We start from the raw sequence: 19,047 nt of genomic DNA on the forward strand, positions 1-19,047 counted from the left end.
TGTTCCAGCCATGCCGCTGACTCCTAGTGCAGTCCGTAGTGATGCCCGTGGTGGACCGGCCGGATCGGCTCCCGATGCGGGCCCGGCGCGGCGCCTGCCGGAGAACCGGCGCGGCCGAGCGGGGGGAACCGGCGGCGATCGACACGGGGACCGTGCCGTCCAGGCACCCCTGACCACCCTCATCACGCCAGCTCAGAAGGTAGGTCGCCCAGCTTTCGTCTTGTTATCGCGCACGCTTCGCAGGCCGCTGTCCCGGTCCGGACGCCGACCGGCCGGCTCTGGTTGGAGAAGCGATACGGCGTCGATAAGCGGCGCCCCTAGGCTCCGCACAGCCCACGGCCCGCCGGAACACCGGCCGCCGGCACCGGCCCGACCGCCGCCCGGGCACCGGGAACGCCCGGTCCTTCCCTGTCCGGCCCTCAGTAGTGGATGGAAATGTCGAACGCTCACCACACGACCTCTCGGTCCGTAGTCCTGCGTGAATTCAACAAGCCCCTCGCCGTGGAGGAGCTGGACGTCGCCGAGGCCGGTCCCGGCGAAGTCGTGGTCGGGGTGGAGTACGGCGGTGTCTGCGGCACCGACGCGCACCTGTGGAGCGGGCGGCTGGACATCCCCACGCCCGTGGTCCTCGGGCACGAGGGGCTGGGAACGGTGGAGCGGATAGGCGCCGGCGGGCTCGCCGACGCCAACGGCGAGCCTCTGGCGGTCGGCGACACCGTGATGTGGGCGTCCTCGATCTCCTGCGGTTCCTGCGTGCCCTGCCGTATGCACGAGGAACCGACCCTGTGCGAACGGCGCACCACCTACGGAGTCAACCTCCCCGTGGCGAACGCCCCCGGCCCGTCCGGCTCATGGTCCGAGCGCATGGTGCTGCGGGCCGGCACCAGCGTGGTGAAGCTCCCGGCGGGCGTGCCCCCGGCGTCGGCGATGTCGCTGGCCTGCGCCGGCCCCACCATGATCCACGCGCTGTACGGCCGGCGGCCCGTCAGGCTCGGCGAGTCCGTGGTGGTCCAGGGCAGCGGGCCGGTGGGGCTCGCCGCGGCCGCCATGGCGCAGCTGGCCGGGGCGGCCCAGGTGATCGTGGTGGGCGGGCCCGAGTCCCGCCTCGCGGTCGCCCGGCGGCTCGGCATCGGCGACCACCACATCGACATCATCGACGGCATGGACGCCGCGGCCGCGCTCGCCGAGGTCCGCGCCCTGACCGGCGGGTACGGCGCCGACCTCGTCATCGAGTGCGCCGGTGCCCCGGACGCCGTGCCGCAGGGCATCGCCATGGCCCGGCGCGGCGGCTCGTACCTGGTCGTGGGCCAGTACACGGACCGCGGCGAGGTCGCCGTCAACCCGCACCAGCTCGTCCACCGCCAGCTCTCCCTCCTCGGCTCCTGGGGTTTCACCGGCGCCCACCTCGTGGCCTACGTGAACCTGCTCCCGGCCCTCACCGCTCGCTTCGACCTGGCGAGCCTGGTGACCGAGTTCCCGATGGCGGACTGCGAGGAAGCCCTGCGGCAGGTCGGTACGGGCGGGGTGCTGAAGGCCGTACTGCGTCCCTAGGGCCGCGAGAACCACGTCCGCGGAGGGAGAACACCGTGCGGCTGAGCACCGTCATCCTGCCCACCCGGCGCTGGACCGAGGGCGGCGGCCGCAGGTGGCTGCGCGCCGAGGAACTCGGCTTCCACGCCGCCTACACCTACGACCACCTGGCGTGGCGCAACCTGCGGGACCGGACCTGGTTCGGCGCCGTGCCCACGCTGGCCGCGGCCGCGGCGGCCACCCGGTCGATCCGGCTGGGCACCCTCGTCGCTTCGCCCAACTTCCGTCATCCGGTGCCGTTCGCCAAGGAACTCATGTCTCTGGACGACCTGTCGGGGGGACGGGTCACGCTGGGACTGGGCGCCGGAGCGAACGGCTTCGACGCCACGGCCCTCGGGCAGGCACCCTGGCCGCCACGCGAACGCGCCGCGCGTTTCGAGGAGTTCACCGAGCTGCTGGACCGGCTCCTGAGGGAGCCCGTCGTCTCGTACGACGGCTCCTTCTACCGCGCCCACGAGGCGCGCAACCTGCCCGGCTGCCTCCAGCGTCCGAGACTGCCGTTCGCGATGGCCGCCACCGGGCCCCGAGGCATGAGGCTGGCGGCCCGGTACGGGCAGGCGTGGGTGACGCTGGGCGACCCGCGGCTGCCCGACGGCGACGAGGAGCGCTTCCACGCCACGCTCGTGGAGCAGGTCCGGAACCTGGACAAGGCCCTCGCCGAACAGGGGCGGGCGGCGCGGGACATCGAGCGGATCCTGCTGACGGGCTTCACCGGTGGTGACCCCCTGCGATCCGTGGACGCGTTCGTCGACTTCGCCGGGCGCCGGGCGGAGCTGGGTTTCACCGAGATCGTCGTCCACTGGCCCGTCGAGGACTCCGTCTTCGCGGCCGACGAGCGGACCTTCGAGCGCATCGCGTCGCGGGCGCCGGCTCAGCTCGCCGGCCTCGGCGGCGGGGATGCGCGGGCGGCACGGCCGCACGATCCGGCCGGCCCGGACGAGCGCCGGCCGCGGTGACGACGCACAGGACAGGAATGGGGATCATGACCACTCGGACAGCCGTCGCATCCCGGACGGCGCCGGAAGTGCCGGCCCACACCCGCCGGGGCACGGGCGAACCCGTCCTGCTGATCACCGGGAGCGGCGGGAGCGCCCGCAGCTGGGACGCCTATCAGGTGCCGGCCCTGGTACGGGCCGGCTACCAGACGGTGACCTTCGACAACCGGGGCAGCGGGCCGGGTCCCACCGGGCCGTTCGGCCTGGACGACCTGGTCGAGGACGCGGCCCGCCTGATCGAGGCCCTCGGCCCGGCGCCCTGCCGGGTGGTGGGCCTGTCGCTGGGTGCCATCGTCGCGCAGGAGTTGGCGCTGCGCCGTCCCGAACTGGTCCGCCAGGCCGTCTTCATGGCCACCCGCGGGCGCACCGACGCCATGCGCCGGGCGATGGTGACGGCCGAGATCGAGCAGAGCCGCGGCGCGCCCAGCGTCTCCGACGCCCACCGCGGGGTGCTGCGGGCGATGCAGAACCTGTCGCAGTCCACCCTGGCGGACGACTCCCGGGCGCAGGACTGGATCGCCCTCATGGAAGGGCCGCTCGACACGGGCGACGGGTACCGGTACCAGCTGGAGAGCACACTCATCCCCGACCGGCTGCGGGACTACGCGGGCATCACGGTGCCGTGCGCGGTGATCGCGTTCGGCGACGACCTGGTCACCCCGCCGCACCTGGGCAGGGAGGTGGCCGACGCGGTGGAGGGCTGCCGGTACGTCGAGATCGCGCACTGCGGGCACTACGGGCATCTGGAGGACCCGGGCGCGGTGAACGACGCGCTGACCGCGTTCTTCGCCGGCCACCCGGAGTGACCGCTCCGGTGCCGGCCGGGAGGAAACGTCAGGGGCGTGAGCCGGACGAAACCCGCAAGTAGCCAAGCCTTCCGTGTCGCGAGACTAGACAGGAGCAACGTCCGTATCCGTTAATCCATCCCATGGATCACTCCAGGGGGTCGACCGGACCGAGACCCCACCGGATGAGCACGTGACGCGTCGGGCCCGACCGCCCGACCTGTGAACGAACGCACCGAAGACCGAGCAGTCACCTTCCCCCCACCGAAGGGTGCGAGATGTCTTCCTCCGTCAGCAGACGGCGTCTCCTGCAATTAGCCGGGGCCACGGCCGCCGCCTCTGCCACCGGTTCCCTCATCGGCGCATCGCCTGCCCGAGCGGCCGTCCCTCCCGCGAGGGCCGACATAGGGGTGTCCGCGCATCCCTTCGCGCTCGGCCAGGTCCGGCTCACCGCGAGCCGCTGGCTGGACAACCAGGACCGTACGCGGAACTACCTGCGGTTCGTCGATGTCGACCGGCTGCTCCACAACTTCCGCGCCAACCACCGCCTGCCCACCAACGGTGCGGCTGCGAACGGTGGTTGGGACGCACCGACGTTCCCCTTCCGCACCCACGTCCAAGGGCACTTCCTCACGGCGTGGGCACAGCTCTACGCGGTCACCGGGGACACCGTCTGCCGGGACAAGGCGATCCACATGGTTGCGGAGTTGGCCAAATGCCAGGCCAACAACAGTGCCGCCGGTTTCGGCGCCGGGTATCTCTCCGGCTACCCCGAATCCGACTTCACCGCTCTCGAGCAGCGGACCCTGAGCAACGGCAACGTGCCGTACTACACCATCCACAAGACCTTGACCGGCTTGCTGGACGTCTGGCGCCACATCGGCAGCACACAAGCCCGTGATGTCCTGCTCTCCTTGGCGGGGTGGGTCGACCGGCGCACCGGCCGGCTCAGCGGCCAGCAGATGCAGGCCATGCTGCAGACGGAGTTCGGCGGCATGAACGCCGTACTGACCGATCTCTACCAGCAGACAGGCGACGCGCGATGGCTCACCGTCGCCCAGCGGTTCGATCACGCCGCGGTGTTCGACCCTTTGGCGGCGGACCAGGACCAGCTCAGCGGACTGCACGCCAACACGCAAATACCCAAGTGGATCGGGGCCGCGCGGGAGTTCAAGGCCACCGGCACCACCCGGTACCGGGACATCGCCACCCATGCCTGGAACCTCTGCGTGAACAGCCACACCTATGCCATCGGCGGCAACAGCCAGGCGGAGCACTTCCGCGCCCCGAACGCCATCGCCGGCTACCTGAACAAGGACACGTGCGAAAGCTGCAACACCTTCAACATGCTCACCCTCACCCGGGAGCTGTTCGCGCTGGACCCGGACCGGGCCGCCTTGTTCGACTACTACGAGCAGGCGTGGCTGAACCAGATGATCGGCCAGCAGAACCCGGCAGACGACCACGGCCATGTCACCTACTTCACCCCGCTCAACCCCGGAGGCCGACGCGGCGTGGGCCCGGCGTGGGGCGGTGGCACGTGGAGCACCGACTACGGCACCTTCTGGTGCTGCCAGGGCACGGGCCTGGAGATGCACACCAGGCTGATGGACTCCGTCTACTACCGCAGTGACACCACGCTGATCGTGAACATGTTCGTGCCCTCGGTGCTCACCTGGTCGGAGCGCGGAATCACCGTCACCCAGACGACGGCCTATCCCGTGAGCGACACCACGACCCTGCGGGTCACCGGTGACGTCGGCGGAACCTGGGCGATGCGCATACGGATCCCGAGCTGGACCTCCGGGGCCACCGTCAGTGTCAACGGCGCGGCGCAGAACATCACCACCACGCCCGGCAGCTACGCCACTTTGACCCGCTCCTGGACCTCCGGCGACACGGTCACCGTCCGCCTGCCCATGCGGGTCGTCCTGCGGGCGGCCAACGACGACGCGCACGTCGCCGCGATCACCTACGGCCCCGTGGTCCTGTCCGGCCACTACGGCGACTCCGTGCTCAACTCCCTGCCGAGGCTGGACACGTCCTCGATCAGACGGACCGGCAGCACGTCGCTCGCCTTCACCGCCACCGCCGACGGATCCACCGTCGACCTGGGCCCGTTCCACGACGCGCACGGCCACAACTACACCGTCTACTGGAACACCAGCGGTACCGGCACCGTCCGTCTCGCCAACGTGGGCAGCGGACTCGTGCTGGGCATCCAGGACATGTCCACGGCTGACGGCGGCCGCGCTCTTCAGTGGAACGACTCGGGCACCGCCGACCACGACTGGCACATGATCCCCGACGGAAACGGGTTCCGCTTCCGCAACGCCCACAGCGGCAAGGTGCTCGGCGTCCAGGGCATGTCTACGGCAGCCGGCGCGACCGTCCTGCAGTGGGCGGACAACGGCACCGCCGACCACCGCTGGACGCTGCTCGACCAGGGAGACGGGACCTACAAGATCCGCAACGTGCACAGCGGCAAGGTGCTCGCCATCGCGAACAGCTCCACCGCCGTCGGCGCGTTCGCGGTGCAGGACGCGGACGACGGCACCGCCGACAACCGCTGGCGCCTCGTGCGGAACTGACGCCCCCCGGAAGCAGATGGTGATCACTCTTCCCATTCTTTTGCGCGGCACTTCGACCATTGTTCGAAATGACGAACATGATCGTTCGATGACCCACACCAAGGTCGGGTCGTAGCGCATCGACAGTCCGGAGAGCCTCTGACGGGGCCGACCGGAACCGCTCACTCAAGGAATGAGACCCCCATGCGCAGACGTGGTTTCAGCCCCAGGCATCTGTCCGTGGTGCTCGCGGCCCTGGTCGCTTCGGCGGCGACACTCGTCGCCGGCCCGGCCCAGGCGGCCACCAGCGGCGCTTTGCGCGGCGCCGGTTCCGGCCGGTGTCTCGATGTGCCGAACGCCGCCCAGACGGACGGCACGAACGTGCAGATCTGGGACTGCACGGGCGGGACCAACCAGCAGTGGACGCTGACGGACAACAACCAGCTGACCGTGTACGGCAACAAGTGCCTGGATGTGCCCGGCCACGCCACCGCGGCTGGTACGCGGGTGCAGATCTGGGCCTGCCACGGCGGTGCGAACCAACAGTGGCGGGTGAACTCCGACGGCACGATCGTCGGAGTGGAGTCCGGGCTCTGCCTGGACGTCAGCGGCGGCGCCACGGGCAACGGCACGGCGGTGCAGCTCTGGAACTGCAACGGCGGCAGCAACCAGAAGTGGACGGGGCCGTCCGCGCCGCCGGGCGATACGTGTGCTCTGCCGTCGGCGTACCGGTGGTCGTCGACCGGCCCGTTGGCGCAGCCGTCGAACGGCTGGGTCGCGCTGAAGGACTTCACCACCGTGCCGTACAACGGCAAGCAGCTGGTCTACGCGACCACCTCCGACGGGGCGTCGTGGGGCACGATGGCGTTCCGTCCCTTCACGAACTGGTCGGACATGGCGACGGCCACCCAGACCGGGATGAGCCAGGGCCTGGCGGTGGCGCCCAAACTGTTCTACTTCGCGCCCAAGAACATCTGGGTGCTGACATCCAACGGGTGGGGTACCGCCTGGCCCTTCACCTACCGCACGTCCAGCGACCCCACCAACCCCAACGGCTGGTCCGCCCCGCAACCGCTGTTCACCGGCAGCCTCCCCGAAAGCGGCCCGATCGACCCGACCATGATCGCCGACAACCAGAACATGTACATGTTCTTCGCCGACGACAACGGCAAGATCTACAAGTCGACCATGCCGATCGGCAACTTCCCGGGCAGCTTCGGCTCGTCGTACACCACGGTCATGAGCGACACGAAGGAAAGGCTGTTCGAGGCGCCGGAGGTCTACAGGGTCAAGGGCCAGAACCAGTACCTCATGATCGTCGAGGCGATGGGGGCGAACGGCCGCTATTTCCGCTCGTTCACCGCTTCCAGCCTGAACGGTCCGTGGACAGCGCAGGCCGGCAGCGAGAGCAGCCCCTTCGCCGGCAAGGCCAACAGCGGTGCCACCTGGACCAACGACATCAGCCACGGTGACCTGGTCCGCACCAGCCCCGACCAGACCATGACCGTCGATCCCTGCAACCTGCAGTTCCTCTACCAGGGCAGGAGCCCCGCATCGGACGGCACCGACTACCTGAAACTGCCGTACCGGCCGGGTCTCCTCACCCTGCGACGCTGACCCGCGCGCACATGGACACACACTCCTGACCGCCATCAGGCCCGCAAAGCGGCGACCGCTTCGCGGGCCGGGAAGGAACCCCCATGGTTCCCCTGCACAGACGACTGCTGCGGCTCCTCGCGGCCGGCGCGCTGACGCTCAGCGCCTGCGCCACGGCCTCCGCCGGCACGACCGCCCAGGCCGCGCCGGGCAGCCCCGCGCTGACCCCGCCGCTCGGCTGGAACAGCTGGAACAGCTTCGGATGCGGGATCACCGAGGCGCAGGTCCGCCAGGCCGCCGACGCGATGGTGTCCTCGGGCATGAAGGCCGCGGGCTACCAGTACGTCGTCGTCGACGACTGCTGGTTCGACCCCCAGCGCGACCCGGCGGGCAACCTGCGGGCCAACCCGACCAAGTTCCCCAGCGGCATGAAGGCGCTCGGGGACTACATCCACGGCAAGGGCCTGAAGTTCGGCATCTACCAGGCGCCCAACGAGAAGACATGCGCCCAGGGGGTGGGCACCTACCCCGGCTCCACCGGCAGCAAGGGGCATGAGGCCCAGGACGCCGCCACCTTCGCCTCCTGGGGCGTGGACTACCTCAAGTACGACTGGTGCTCCGGCAGCGGCACCCTCAGCGAGCAGATCGCGCGGTTCACGACCATGCGCGACGCCCTGCGTGCCACCGGCCGGCCGATCGTCTACAGCATCAACCCCAACAGCTTCCACTCCCCCACCGGCGACAAGTACGACTGGGGTCAGGTCGCCGACCTGTGGCGGACGACCGAGGACCTGCTCGACATCTGGCAGAACAACAACACCAACAGCTATCCGATGGGCGTCGGCAACGTCCTGGACGTCACCGCGCCCCTGGCCGCGCAGTCGGGCCCGGGACACTGGAACGACCCCGACATGCTCGTCGTCGGCCGCCCCGGCCTGTCCCTGACCGAGTCCCGCGCCCACTTCGCCCTGTGGGCGCTGCTCTCGGCCCCCCTCATGGCCGGTAACGACATCCGCACCATGTCCGCCGACGTGAGCGCGATCCTGCGCAACCCGCGTCTGCTGGCGGTGAACCAGGACGCGCTGGGCGCGGGCGGGCGCCGGGTGCGCGACGACGGCGACACCGAGGTGTTCGCCAAGCGCCTGTCCGACGGCTCGGTCGCCGTGGGCCTGTTCAACCGAGGGAGCAGCACCGCGACCATCACGGCCACGGCCGCCCAGGTCGGCCTGAGCGGAGGGTCGTTCACCCTCACCGACCTGTGGACCGGCGGCACGTCGAGCACCTCCGGGCAGATCTCCGCGAGCGTCCCGGCGCATGGTGTCGCCGTGTACAGGATGACCGGCGGCAGCCCGCTGGCCGCCACCACCGGGCGCCTGCGCGGTGGCGGGTCCGGCCGCTGCCTGGACGTGGACGGCGCCGCCACCGCGGCCGGGTCGAAGACACTGCTGTGGGACTGCCACACCGCCGCAAACCAGCTCTGGACCAGCTGGGCCGGGGGTGAGATCCGCGTCTACGGCGACAAGTGCCTGGACGCCTCCGGCCGGGGCACCACCAACGGCACGCCGGTCGTCATCTGGCCTTGCAACGGCCAGGACAACCAGAAGTGGACGGTCGGCTCCGACGGGTCGGTCCGCAACGTCCGCGCCGGGCTGTGCCTCGACGCCAAGGAGGCCGGCTCCGCCAACGGGACCCCGGTCATCCTGTGGACCTGCAACGGCCAGAACAACCAGAAGTGGACCACGCTCCCGTGACCCGCACCCCGTAACCCGTCACCCCGCGGGCCTGCTTGACAGGCCCGCGGAGTACACCGGCCGTGGCGGGGCCGCAGGCGGTCGTGCCTGCGGCCCCGCTCGGGTGTGTCGAGGTCAGGAGGGGTCGCCGTACTGCAGGCCGCGTCCGTTGGTGCCGACGTAGACGCGGCCGTAGGTGTCGGGGTCGCCGGTGATGACGCCGACGCCGCCGATGGCGCCCCACTGGTGGGCCTTGTCGTTGACGCGGAGCCAGGTGGCGCCCTTGTCGGTGGAGCGGAAGACTCCGGTGACGTCCTTGACGGTGCCGATCAGGTACAGCGCCTGGTAGCCGGTGCCCGGCTTGGCCTTGCCGAAGCCGAGGGCGGAGGCGGACTGCACCGTCTTGAGCGTGGTGAAGGTACGGCCGCCGTCGGTGGAGTGCAGCAGCCCCTTGGTGCTGCCGGCGATCCACAGGTCTCCGGCGATGCCGGGCACCGCTGTGAGCCGGCCGGAGGGCAGGCCGGTGGCGCGAGCGGTGAAGGTCGCGCCACCGTCGGTGCTGGCGTGGAGCGTGCCGCCGGACAGGGAGTAGAAGGTCCTGGACGAGGAGCGGTCGGCGACGACCACGGCGTCGTCGCCCAGGCCGCCGACCCTCGACCAGCTGGCCCCCCTGTCGGTCGAGCGGTACGGGGCCTGGCCGGCCTGGGTCCAGACGATGGTGGAGCCGTCCGCCGCGAGCGCGACACGGCCGTCCTGGGCACCGGCCACCGGCTCCGCCTCGAAGCCGGTCCAGCTGAGGCCGCCGTCGGTGGAGTAGGCGCCGTCCTGCGCGCCGCCACGGCCGACGCGGACCATCATCGAGGGCTTGGACTGGGCGAAGTCGATGTCGGTGCTGTTGGTCATCAGCGGGTTCTTCAGCCGGCCGGAGGGCACCTTGGTCAGGGAGTCGTGCCGGAAGCCGCCCTGGTCGCCCATGGCGGTGACGACGGCGGCGCCGCCGGGCGGGGCGATCGCGTCCAGCAGCGCGGTCTCCTCCAGCCCTCGGGCGCCCATGCTCCAGTGGCTGGTGCCGCCGCTGTCGGAGGCGTTGGCGTCCTTGCTGCGCAGGATGCCGTTGCCGGTGCCGTACAGCACGTGTCCGGAGTTGAAGGGGTCGATGGCCAGGGCGGTCATCCAGTGCCCGGTGTGGGTGCCGACGTAAGGAGCGGCGGAGGCGTTGCGCACCGACTTGTCGGCCAGTGCCTTCCAGGTGGTGCCGCCGTCGGTGCTGCGGTAGATCTCGTCCTGGGGGTACCAGCGGCCGAGGGTGGTGACCATGACCGTGGAGGGCTTGCGCGGGTCGACGGCCAGACCGGAGAACCCGTAAGAGCCCTGGGAGGGGGAGATGTTCTTCCACGCGGCGCGGGCCGGCGTGTACTTCCACACCGAGCCCCCCGTCACGCCGTTGGGCCCGAGGTTGTTGGTGTACGTCAGGTACAGCGAGCCGTCACCGGAGAGCACGCCGTGTTGGGGCAGCTGGCCGGTGGGCTGCCCGGGGACGGCCTGCCACGTGCCGCCGCCGTCGGTGGAGCGGTACAGGGAGGTGGACCTGTCGCCGACACCGACGTAGACCGTCCTGCTGCCGGCCGGACCGTACGTCACGAAGGAGATGCCCGCGCCGCTGCTCGCCCCGTCCTTGACGGGGAACGAGGGCACCTGGCGCCAGGTCACGCCGTAGTCGGTGCTGCGCCACAGGCCGTTCCTGCGGGTGCCCAGCAACAGGGTGCCGTGGTCGGCCGGGTCGACCACGAGCCGCTCGCCCGCCCCGCGTCCGTCCTCGTTGCCGCCTACTTTGAACGGCAGATCGGTGCGCTTGAAGGTGCGGCCCCGGTCCGTGGAGCGCAGGATCGCGCCGTTGCCCGCCCAGTCGTTGGTGTAGGTGCCCGCCATCAGGTAGAGCCGCTCGGGGTCGACGGGGTCGGTGGCCACCGAGTCGATGCCCAGCAGGTTCCAGTCCTTCTCGCCGATCCAGTCGGTCAGCGGGATCCACTGCTCGGCCCCGGTGTCCCAGCGGTAGGCGCCGCCCATGTCGGTACGGGCGTACAGCAGACCCTTCTCCCGCTGGTTGAACACCAGCCCGGTGACGTAACCACCGCCCACCACCTGGGCGTTCTTCCACACATACGGTCCGGCCGCGGCCGTCCGGGTCTTGGCTGTCCTCACCAGCTTCCACTGCTGGTCGGTGCCGCCCTTGCCGGGGTACTGGACGACCGCCGCGCCCTCGGCCATGGAGCCTCCCGAAACGCCCAGCACCTGGCCGCTCCTGCGGGAGGTGAGGGTGACGGCGCCGGAACCGCCCACCTCGCTGATCCGCCACTCCTGGGAAGGGGAGGAACTGTCGGTCTGCTGCTCGGCGGCGGCCCCGGTCGCATCGCCCCGTGTACCCAGCACCTTGCCGCTGTTGCGGTTCACCAGCTCGTAGTAGCCGTCGCCCGTGGACCGCAGCCTCCACTGCTGGTTGGCGGTGTTCTCGTCGGTCCACTGCTGGATGCGGGTGCCGTCGGCGGTGGAGAAGCCGTTGACGTCCAGCACCTTGCCGCTGCGCACGGAGACCAGCCGGTAGTAGGCACCGCCGTCGACCGTCGCGGCCTGCGAGTCCTCCTGCGCGAACAGGAGGTACGGCACGAGGACGGCGGGCACACCGAGCACCAGACCAGTGGCGGTCCAGCGGCGGCGGTGACGTCCGCGGCGCCCGCCGTTCGTGGGGTGGTTCATGGGGAGGCGTTCTCCTTGCGTGCTGTTCCCGTGGAAATCCGGATCCCTGCTGCCGAACTGGCCGGATCCGATTCCTTGTGGTCACAGGCTGCGCGAAGGGTTGCCGTGATTCTGGAGCTTTTTCCAGGTCGCCTCGTGGTGCGGCGGGAGGTGTTCAACGCCCGGGTGCCACCGCGTGCCCCCGACGGGGAAGTGACGGAATGTGAGGGGGACGGCGCTCGGTGGCCGGGTGACCGCTGCTCCGCAGCGGTACCCGCTACCGATGTTCTTCCGGGATCATCCGGCGGTCAGAGTGGTCCACTTCTGGTTGGAGCCGCCGTTGCAGTCCCACAGGTGGAGCTGCGTGGCGTCGGCCGTGGAGGAGCCCGGAACGTCGAGGCAGCGGCCCGAAGCGGGGTTGCGGTAGCCGCCGTTGTAGGGCTGCCAGACCTGGTTGGCGCCGCCGTGACAGGACCAGAGCTGCACCTTGGTTCCGTTCGCGGTGCCCCAGCCGGCGGCGTCGAGGCACTTGCCCATGGAGCGCAGCGTGCCGTCGGTGTAGGCGGACCACAACTGGTTGGCACCGCCGCCACAGCTCCACGTCTGGACGGCGGTCCCGTCGGCTGTGGCGGCGCCTTTGACGTCCATGCACTTGCCGGCGATGCCGGACTGTACGCGTGCGGGGGCGGGGGCGGGGTTCTTCAGCCATCCGGCGCTGTCCGCGGCCCGGATGCCGCGGTGGAAGGCGTCGGCCATCTTCTGGTAGCCCGAGTCGTTGGGGTGCAGGGGGTCGGCCAGGTCGGCCGTGGTCAGGCTGCTCATGTCGACGTGGGCGACGTGTTTGCCCGCCGCCTGTGCCTCGCTGACGATGCGGCGGGTGGCCTGGTTGTACTCGCCCCGGAACCGCTCCTCCGAGCTGCTGGTGGACACGACCAGGGAGGCGACGAGGACGGTTGCGTCGGGGACGTCGGCCGTGATCTGGTTGACCAGCGACTTCAGCCGGGCGATGGCGGTGTTGACCTCGGAGGCCCCTTGGAGGTCGTTGGTGCCGATGTGCAGCGTGACGACATTGGGCCGGTAGCGGGTGAGCGAGGCGTCGGCGAGTGCGGCGATCTGGTCGATGCGGTACCCCGAGTGGCCCTCGTTGTCGGGATCGGACATCGACCCGGCCCGCCCGGTGCCCACGAAGTCCAGCGGGTGGCCGTCCGAAGCGAGTCCGTCCCACAACGGCGCCCGGTAGCCGTTGCCCGTACTGCTTCCCACTCCCCAGGTTATCGAGTCGCCCAACGGCATGACCCGCAAAGGCGTGTCGGAGGCGGCGGAGGCAGGGGTCACACCTGCCGCTGTCAGCCCGAGCACGGCGGAGACAAGCGTGACCAGGGGCAGGATCCGAGACTTCTTCATGGAGTTCCTTCTCTTCTGCGAGTGACTGCTGTCCAGCGGGGCTTGTCGGCGCCCGGCGGGCATGGGGGTGCGGTGCGTCACGGCGATCCGCACGGCGTGCGGATCGCCGAACACGAGGGCGCCCTGTCGGCCGTCGCTGCTGAGGAGGGCGGTTGCCCACCGGGTGGCCGGGCGCGGCCGTCAGGTGCCGTGGCCGGTGAGGACGACACCGATACGCTGTCGCGCGTCAGGCGGGCTCCCCGTACTGCACGCCGCGTCCGTTGGTGGCGATGTAGACCCGCCCGTAGACGCGGGGATCGCCGGTGATGGCGGCTCCGGTCCAGCCCCACTGGTGACGGTCGTCGTTGATCCGTGTCCAGGTCTTCGCCTCGTCGTCGGAGCGGTAGACGGCGGTGATGGCGTCCGTGGCGCCGGCCATGTAGAGCGCCGGGTAGGAAGCGCCCCTGGCGGCCTTGCCGAAGCCGAGGGTGTGCGCGGCGTGGCAGCTGCTGACCTTGGTGAAGGTCGCGCCGCCGTCGGTCGAGCGGTAGAGCCCGTTGCCCTTGAGGCTGAGCCACAGGTCGCCGGTGCGGCCGGGTGCCGCCACCAGCTGGAACTCGGTGTCGCCCGAGCTGAGGCCGGTGGCCCGCGCGGTGAAGGTCCGGCCGCTGTCGGTGCTGGCGAAGAGTGTGCCGGTGGTGGTGTCGAAGGCGTAGCAGCGGGTGGGGTCGAGGGGGTCGGCGACGGGTGCCGCGCCCTTGGGGAAGGTGGGGATCTCGGTCCAGGTGGCGCCGTTGTCGGTCGAGCGGTGGGCGGGGTGGGCGGTGCCGAAGGACCACAGCAGCACGCTGGCGTCGGCGTTGGTGGCGATCGGGCCGGGTGCGGACTTGGCAGGGGCCGGCTGGGTCTTGAAGGGAGTCCAGGTCTTGCCGCCGTCGTTCGAGTAGGCGCCGTTGCCGTGGTCGCCCCAGCCGGCCCGGACCACGTAGGAGGGTGTGGCGGTGGCGAGGGACAGGCCGGTGCTGGTGCCGAAGACGGGGTTGGACGCCATGCCGCGCGAGGGCGAGGCCGTGAGCCGCTCGTGGTACATCACGCCGATGTCGCCGGAGCCGCTGAGCAGGTGCGCCTCGCCGGTCGGAGGGGAGACCAGCTGGCGTATGGACGCCTCTTCCACACCGCGGATCTCCGGGGCGAAGTGCTTCAGGTCGCGGGTGCCGTAAAGGGTGGCGCCGGTGCCGTAGACGATGTGCCGGGAGTCGAACGGGTCCAGTCCGACGGCCTGGATCCACCAGCCGAACTTGGGTTGTTCGGCACCCCACTTGAGGTAAGGCGTCTCGGAGACGTCGAGGACGGCCCTGTCCTTAAGGGACGTCCAGGTGCGGCCGCCGTCGGTGGACCGGTACAGAGTGTCCACCAGCGACCAGCGGTTGTTGGTGGAGACGACGAGCGTGCCCGGGCGGCGGGCGTCGACGGCGACACCGCCGTAGCCGAAAGAGTCGGCTGAGCCGTCGGCCGTCGTACCCCCCGGCTTCACCGGGGTGACCTCGGTCCACTTCCCGCTCGCCGTGCGCAGCTTGTGCACACTGCCGTCGGACTGCCCGTTCGGGCCCGGGGCGTTGGCGTACGTCACGTACAGCTCGCGCGTGTGCCGGTCGTAGGCGGCCCGGATCGGGACCTTGGCGGCGGTGCCGGTCGGCTGTCCCGGGACGGCCTCCCAGGTGGCGCCGTCGGACGTGCGGTAGAGGTTCGCGGAGGTGCCGTCGGAGTCGCCCCAGCCGGCGTAGACGCTGCGGCCCACGGCGACCAGGAGCGTGACGCCCTGGCCGGTGGCGCTCGGGGCGGCCGGGAAACTCACGGCCTGCCAGGTGGCGCCCCGGTCGGTGGACTTGAGCAGCCCGTCGTGCCGGGTGCCCAGCCACACGGTGTCGCTGTCGCGCGGATCGACGAGGAGGCGCTCCCCGCAGCCCCGGCCGTCCTCGTTGGCCCCGAGCCGCACGCTGAGATCGGTGCGCTTCCAGGTCGCCCCGCGGTCATCCGAGCGCAGCACGGCCCCGTTTCCGGCCCAGGACTGCGTGTACGCGCCCAGGGACAGATACACGCGGTTCGGATGCGCCGGGTCGACAGCCATGGCCTCCACGCCCAGCAGATTCCAGTCGTCCCAGCCCAGGTGGTCGGTCAACGGGATCCAACGATCGGCCCGGTCGTCCCACCGGTAGGCGCCGCCGATGTCGGTCCGCAGGTAGGCCAGCCCGCGCACGGAGGGATGGAACAGCACCCCGGTGATGAACCCGGTACCGCCCTGGACCACGTTGCGCCAACGGTATCCGCTCTCCGCGGGGGTGGCGGCGGCTTGCGCACGTCCCTGGCCGAGCGGCAGGGAGGCGGCTGCGGCAGCGGCAGCGGTCCCGGCGAGTACAGCTCTTCTGCTGATGGGGAGCGTGCGCATGGCATACCTCTTCCTTGTGCGAAGGAGACGGAAAGAGCGACGCCCCTGAGGGCGCGGGGGCTTGCCGGTACAGTCGGCCGCCGAGCCGTTCTCCAACGGAAGGCCCGGCTGTGCCACATCGCCGGCACTGCGCGTCGGGAGCAGCTCGTCGGCGGCCTTGCCCTAGGTGGTGCCCCCGCGCGCCCCACTGCCCGGCCTGCCCCGGGCGGTGAGCAGCGGCATCCCACCGGCCACCGCTGCGGTGGCGAACGCCGTGAAGACGAGGAAGCCTCTCCGGCTCGGCCGGCAGCAGGCGGAGACGGCATTCGGCGTCATCGCGTCAACCCCTTCATGGCGCACCAGGACACCCGGCGGAGGGCCGTCGGCTGCGGTGTCGTGACTGGAATTGGCTGAGCTGAAAGCAGACATCCCATGACTGCGACGTGAGGCACAGTCGAAGCGCTTCGACGTTGCTGCGAGGTTAAGTGAAGGCATGAGGGCGCACAAGGGCCGCTTCCAAGATCGCTCAACGAGCCAACAGAGGCTTCAGCGCGCTTTGCTCAGCCAGGGAGGCTGATTTCTTTGCACCGCCCTGGAGCTCTGACGAGCATCGAAGCGCTTCACTGCCCTTCTTCGGTCCCTCTCAGGCCCGGGGGTTCTTGGCGACCTCACTCCGCAGCACCCCGACTCCGTCGCGGGCCATGCGTTCCCGTTCGGGGTACATCCGGGTGGCGCGGGGGTCGCGGAAGACGAACCGGCAGGGTGCGCGCAGCTCATGCCGTCGGAGTTGGCTGTCGGGTCGGCGGCGAGTTTGCGGGCGATCGTGAGCCAGTCCACGCCGGCGAGTCGTAGGTCGATGGCGTCCGAGCGGCGGCGCGCGATGGCCGCACGCGCGGCTTTGTCGGGGCGTCCCACGGCGGGGGGTGGTCCTCCACAGCTCGGGTGCGCCCCCGCGCCCAGGCCCATGATCGCACCTTCGTCAGGAATCGGCGCTCCACCACTTCACCTGTTCCGCAGACAGCGACTCTGCGGCCCACTAGCATTTCGGCTGGAAGTCCGGGCATCGCCCCCACAGTTCAAGGGCGTGCGCTAACCGGGTGCTCCGAGAAGTCCGGGCGGATCCAGCGACCTGCCTGACTCGCCACGGTGCACGGACGAGCGACCACTTTCGCAACGCACACAGAGCCGGAAAAGTCTGAAGGTCCTGAGTTTCTATCGCTGGTACGGAACTCAGTTCAGCCACGAGTTGTGGCCGAGCTGAGTAGGCGTGCCCGCATTCAGTTCGGCCCTGTACAGAAAGGGACCGAACGGTGGACTCGTCTGCGGTTCTTTGGATTCTCGCTTGGTCAGGCGTGATCTCTGTTCTGATCTTCGTCCTGACTGGAATCCTGGGGCAGCTCATCCCCTTGGTCAGGGCATGGCGCAAGCTGCGCAGCACTTTTCGGGACGACAGCGAGCAGAACCAGACGGCGGACGGCGAGGCTCCGCCCGCATAGAAGAGTACAGATGCGCAGACCGCCGACCCGGTGCAGTCCGAAGCTGCCGGATCAGCGGTCGGCGCGGAGCGGCTTGGCGAGGCGGATTCCGCCGCGCCGGCGCCGCCGTCACATCAGTGACATCTGCTCGCCTTCACTTGGCCTCCTGGGCGGGATGAACTTCGGCGGCGCATTCGGCGCAGTGCGGTGGGCCCGCAGCCACCAGGCGAATTGGTAGTTCCGGCAGGTGCGGTAGCGCACGGAGTTCCGGCGCGGCTCTGTCGGCCGATATTGTGCTCGCCCCATCCGGTGACGGGGCGAGCATTGTCCGGGTGAAGGAAGAGGCCGGGGCCTTCCCGCTCTTCGCCCGGTGCGGGTTTTCTTGCGGGAGTTCGAGGGCCTGGTGCCGACAACGGATGTCCACCCGGGGGCGGTCGGGCTGGCCGAAGCTGCGCAGGCCGTGCTGATCGAGAGCGACATGCCGCACGCCTGCCAGCCACAGCGCACACAGGTGCACCACCGCAGACCAAGAACCTGCTGGGCGCTCCGCTCATGTGGCTGAGCATGACTGCTTGGCACCACCAGATTCCCAGCACCCCTGCCTCACGGCCTTAGCCATCAGACCGCGTGACCAACGACGCAACACGCCTGACACCACATCAGAACGAGCGTCAAATGAGCGTCACGAGCGTCATCACAGCGTCAAGATACCGCCCGTAACGCCCACACCGCACATATCGCGCACGCACAAACCCCAGGTCAGGCGTCCTACTTAACCGGCTCCAGGATCGCCACGCACTCCACATGATGCGTCATCGGAAACAGATCGAACGCCCGAAGCGTCCGCACCCGGTACCCGCCCTCCCGGAAGTACCCCAGATCCCGGGCCAGCGCGGCGGGATCGCAGGCGACGTACGCGATGCGGCGGGCGCCGAGGGAGGTGAGGTGGGTGACCGTGTTGCGGCCGGCGCCGGCGCGGGGCGGGTCGAGGACGATGAGGTCGACCTCGGTGATCCCGGTGCGCGGCAGGACGGACTCGACCTTGCCCTGCTCGATGCGGACCCGCGGGAAGTCGGCCAGGTTGTGCCGGGCGTCCTCCACCGCCCGCTTGCCGGACTCGATGCCGAGGACCGCGCCCTTCTCACCGAGCCGGTCGGCGAGTGCGCCGGCGAAGAGGCCGACGCCGCAGTAGAGGTCGAGGGCCGTCTCGCCCTTGCGGGGCAGCAGGCCCTGCATGACGGCCGTGACGAGGGTGTCCGCCGCCTTCGGGTGGACCTGCCAGAAGCCGCCGTTGCCGACCCGGTGCGTACGGCCGTCCGCGCGTTCGCGGACGAAGGGGCGGCCGTGGACGCGGTGCACACCGCCGGACTTCTCGTCCACGCGGAGGACCGACACCGGCCTGTCCAGTTCGACCAGCGGGAGGCGGGCGCCGGGGCGCGGGGTGAGGATCACCTGGCGGTCCTGGGAACCGGTCGCCGCGATCGCCTCGACCGACTCCATGCCGGTCCAGTCCCGCTTCTCGATGCCCAGCTCGCTCACGCCCTCCGCCGCGATCATGCAGTGGTCGATCGGCTCGACCTCGTGCGAGCGGTGACGGCGCAGGCCCGCCTTGCCGGTGGTGGCGTCGACGGCGTACTGGACCCGGGTGCGCCACTGCGGGACCTGGCCGGCGGGCAGCTTGTCACCCTCGGCCGGGACCACCGTGCCGTCCCAGCCCGCCTCCTCGGGGGTGAGGCCGGCGAGCCGCTGGAGCTGCTCGGCGATG

The 19,047-nt window shown here is 70.4% G+C and carries 10 protein-coding genes and 1 pseudogene; 6 read left to right on the forward strand and 5 right to left on the reverse strand.

Features of this window, described 5'->3' with window-relative positions; genetic code table 11:
* Positions 1-501 precede the first annotated feature (501 nt).
* From CCN44_RS31280 to CCN44_RS31305, 6 genes and pseudogenes are all read left to right on the forward strand, one after another.
* Positions 502-1,551 carry a zinc-binding dehydrogenase gene (locus CCN44_RS31280; RefSeq protein ID WP_208639876.1) on the forward strand — a complete coding sequence of 350 codons (1,050 nt, stop codon included), beginning with the start codon at positions 502-504 and terminating at the stop codon, positions 1,549-1,551.
* Between the two features lie 35 nt (positions 1,552-1,586).
* Positions 1,587-2,468 (forward strand): annotated as a pseudogene (locus CCN44_RS31285) (LLM class flavin-dependent oxidoreductase); the annotation flags it as partial.
* Between the two features lie 104 nt (positions 2,469-2,572).
* Positions 2,573-3,391, forward strand: coding sequence for an alpha/beta fold hydrolase (locus CCN44_RS31290; protein WP_079081184.1), 819 nt, complete (start codon positions 2,573-2,575; stop codon positions 3,389-3,391).
* Positions 3,392-3,648: 257 nt separating this feature from the next.
* The gene (locus CCN44_RS31295) at positions 3,649-5,961 is read left to right on the forward strand and encodes a beta-L-arabinofuranosidase domain-containing protein (RefSeq protein ID WP_086701399.1); all 2,313 of its coding nucleotides are present in this window, start codon (positions 3,649-3,651) and stop codon (positions 5,959-5,961) included.
* A gap of 183 nt (positions 5,962-6,144) precedes the next feature.
* On the forward strand, positions 6,145-7,557 hold the full coding sequence (locus CCN44_RS31300) for a non-reducing end alpha-L-arabinofuranosidase family hydrolase (RefSeq protein WP_086701402.1): 1,413 nt from the start codon (positions 6,145-6,147) through the stop codon (positions 7,555-7,557).
* An 83-nt stretch (positions 7,558-7,640) separates the two neighbouring features.
* On the forward strand, positions 7,641-9,287 hold the full coding sequence (locus CCN44_RS31305; protein ID WP_086701405.1) for a glycoside hydrolase family 27 protein: 1,647 nt from the start codon (positions 7,641-7,643) through the stop codon (positions 9,285-9,287).
* Positions 9,288-9,401: 114 nt separating this feature from the next.
* On the opposite strand, the gene CCN44_RS31310 is transcribed toward CCN44_RS31305, so the two are convergent.
* From CCN44_RS31310 to CCN44_RS31335, 5 genes are all read right to left on the reverse strand, one after another.
* Positions 9,402-12,020 (reverse strand): RICIN domain-containing protein, encoded by a 2,619-nt coding sequence (locus tag CCN44_RS31310; protein WP_059253061.1) that lies wholly within the window; start codon positions 12,018-12,020, stop codon positions 9,402-9,404.
* Positions 12,021-12,296: 276 nt separating this feature from the next.
* Positions 12,297-13,403, reverse strand: coding sequence for a ricin-type beta-trefoil lectin domain protein (locus tag CCN44_RS31315; RefSeq protein ID WP_059253060.1), 1,107 nt, complete (start codon positions 13,401-13,403; stop codon positions 12,297-12,299).
* 226 nt (positions 13,404-13,629) lie between these two features.
* On the reverse strand, positions 13,630-15,828 hold the full coding sequence (locus tag CCN44_RS31320; protein ID WP_059253059.1) for a 1,4-beta-glucanase: 2,199 nt from the start codon (positions 15,826-15,828) through the stop codon (positions 13,630-13,632).
* Between the two features lie 162 nt (positions 15,829-15,990).
* Positions 15,991-16,143: a hypothetical protein gene (locus CCN44_RS47675; protein ID WP_158103173.1), complete on the reverse strand. Its 153-nt coding sequence runs from the start codon at positions 16,141-16,143 to the stop codon at positions 15,991-15,993.
* A gap of 1,907 nt (positions 16,144-18,050) precedes the next feature.
* A partial coding sequence (locus CCN44_RS31335) for a class I SAM-dependent RNA methyltransferase (protein ID WP_244203996.1) occupies positions 18,051-19,047 on the reverse strand: 997 nt, incomplete at its 5' end.

It is taken from the genome of Streptomyces tricolor (assembly GCF_002155905.1).
Lineage (GTDB): Bacteria > Actinomycetota > Actinomycetes > Streptomycetales > Streptomycetaceae > Streptomyces > Streptomyces tricolor.

What these genes read in the sequence shown, in the direction of transcription:
- CCN44_RS31310 (WP_059253061.1), bottom strand. Translation starts at nt 12,020, where the DNA reads ATGAACCACCCCACGAACGGCGGGCGCCGCGGACGTCACCGCCGCCGC.
- CCN44_RS31300 (WP_086701402.1), top strand. Translation starts at nt 6,145, where the DNA reads ATGCGCAGACGTGGTTTCAGCCCCAGGCATCTGTCCGTGGTGCTCGCG.
- CCN44_RS31305 (WP_086701405.1), top strand. Translation starts at nt 7,641, where the DNA reads ATGGTTCCCCTGCACAGACGACTGCTGCGGCTCCTCGCGGCCGGCGCG.
- CCN44_RS31295 (WP_086701399.1), top strand. Translation starts at nt 3,649, where the DNA reads ATGTCTTCCTCCGTCAGCAGACGGCGTCTCCTGCAATTAGCCGGGGCC.
- CCN44_RS31290 (WP_079081184.1), top strand. Translation starts at nt 2,573, where the DNA reads ATGACCACTCGGACAGCCGTCGCATCCCGGACGGCGCCGGAAGTGCCG.
- CCN44_RS31315 (WP_059253060.1), bottom strand. Translation starts at nt 13,403, where the DNA reads ATGAAGAAGTCTCGGATCCTGCCCCTGGTCACGCTTGTCTCCGCCGTG.
- CCN44_RS47675 (WP_158103173.1), bottom strand. Translation starts at nt 16,143, where the DNA reads ATGACGCCGAATGCCGTCTCCGCCTGCTGCCGGCCGAGCCGGAGAGGC.
- CCN44_RS31320 (WP_059253059.1), bottom strand. Translation starts at nt 15,828, where the DNA reads ATGCGCACGCTCCCCATCAGCAGAAGAGCTGTACTCGCCGGGACCGCT.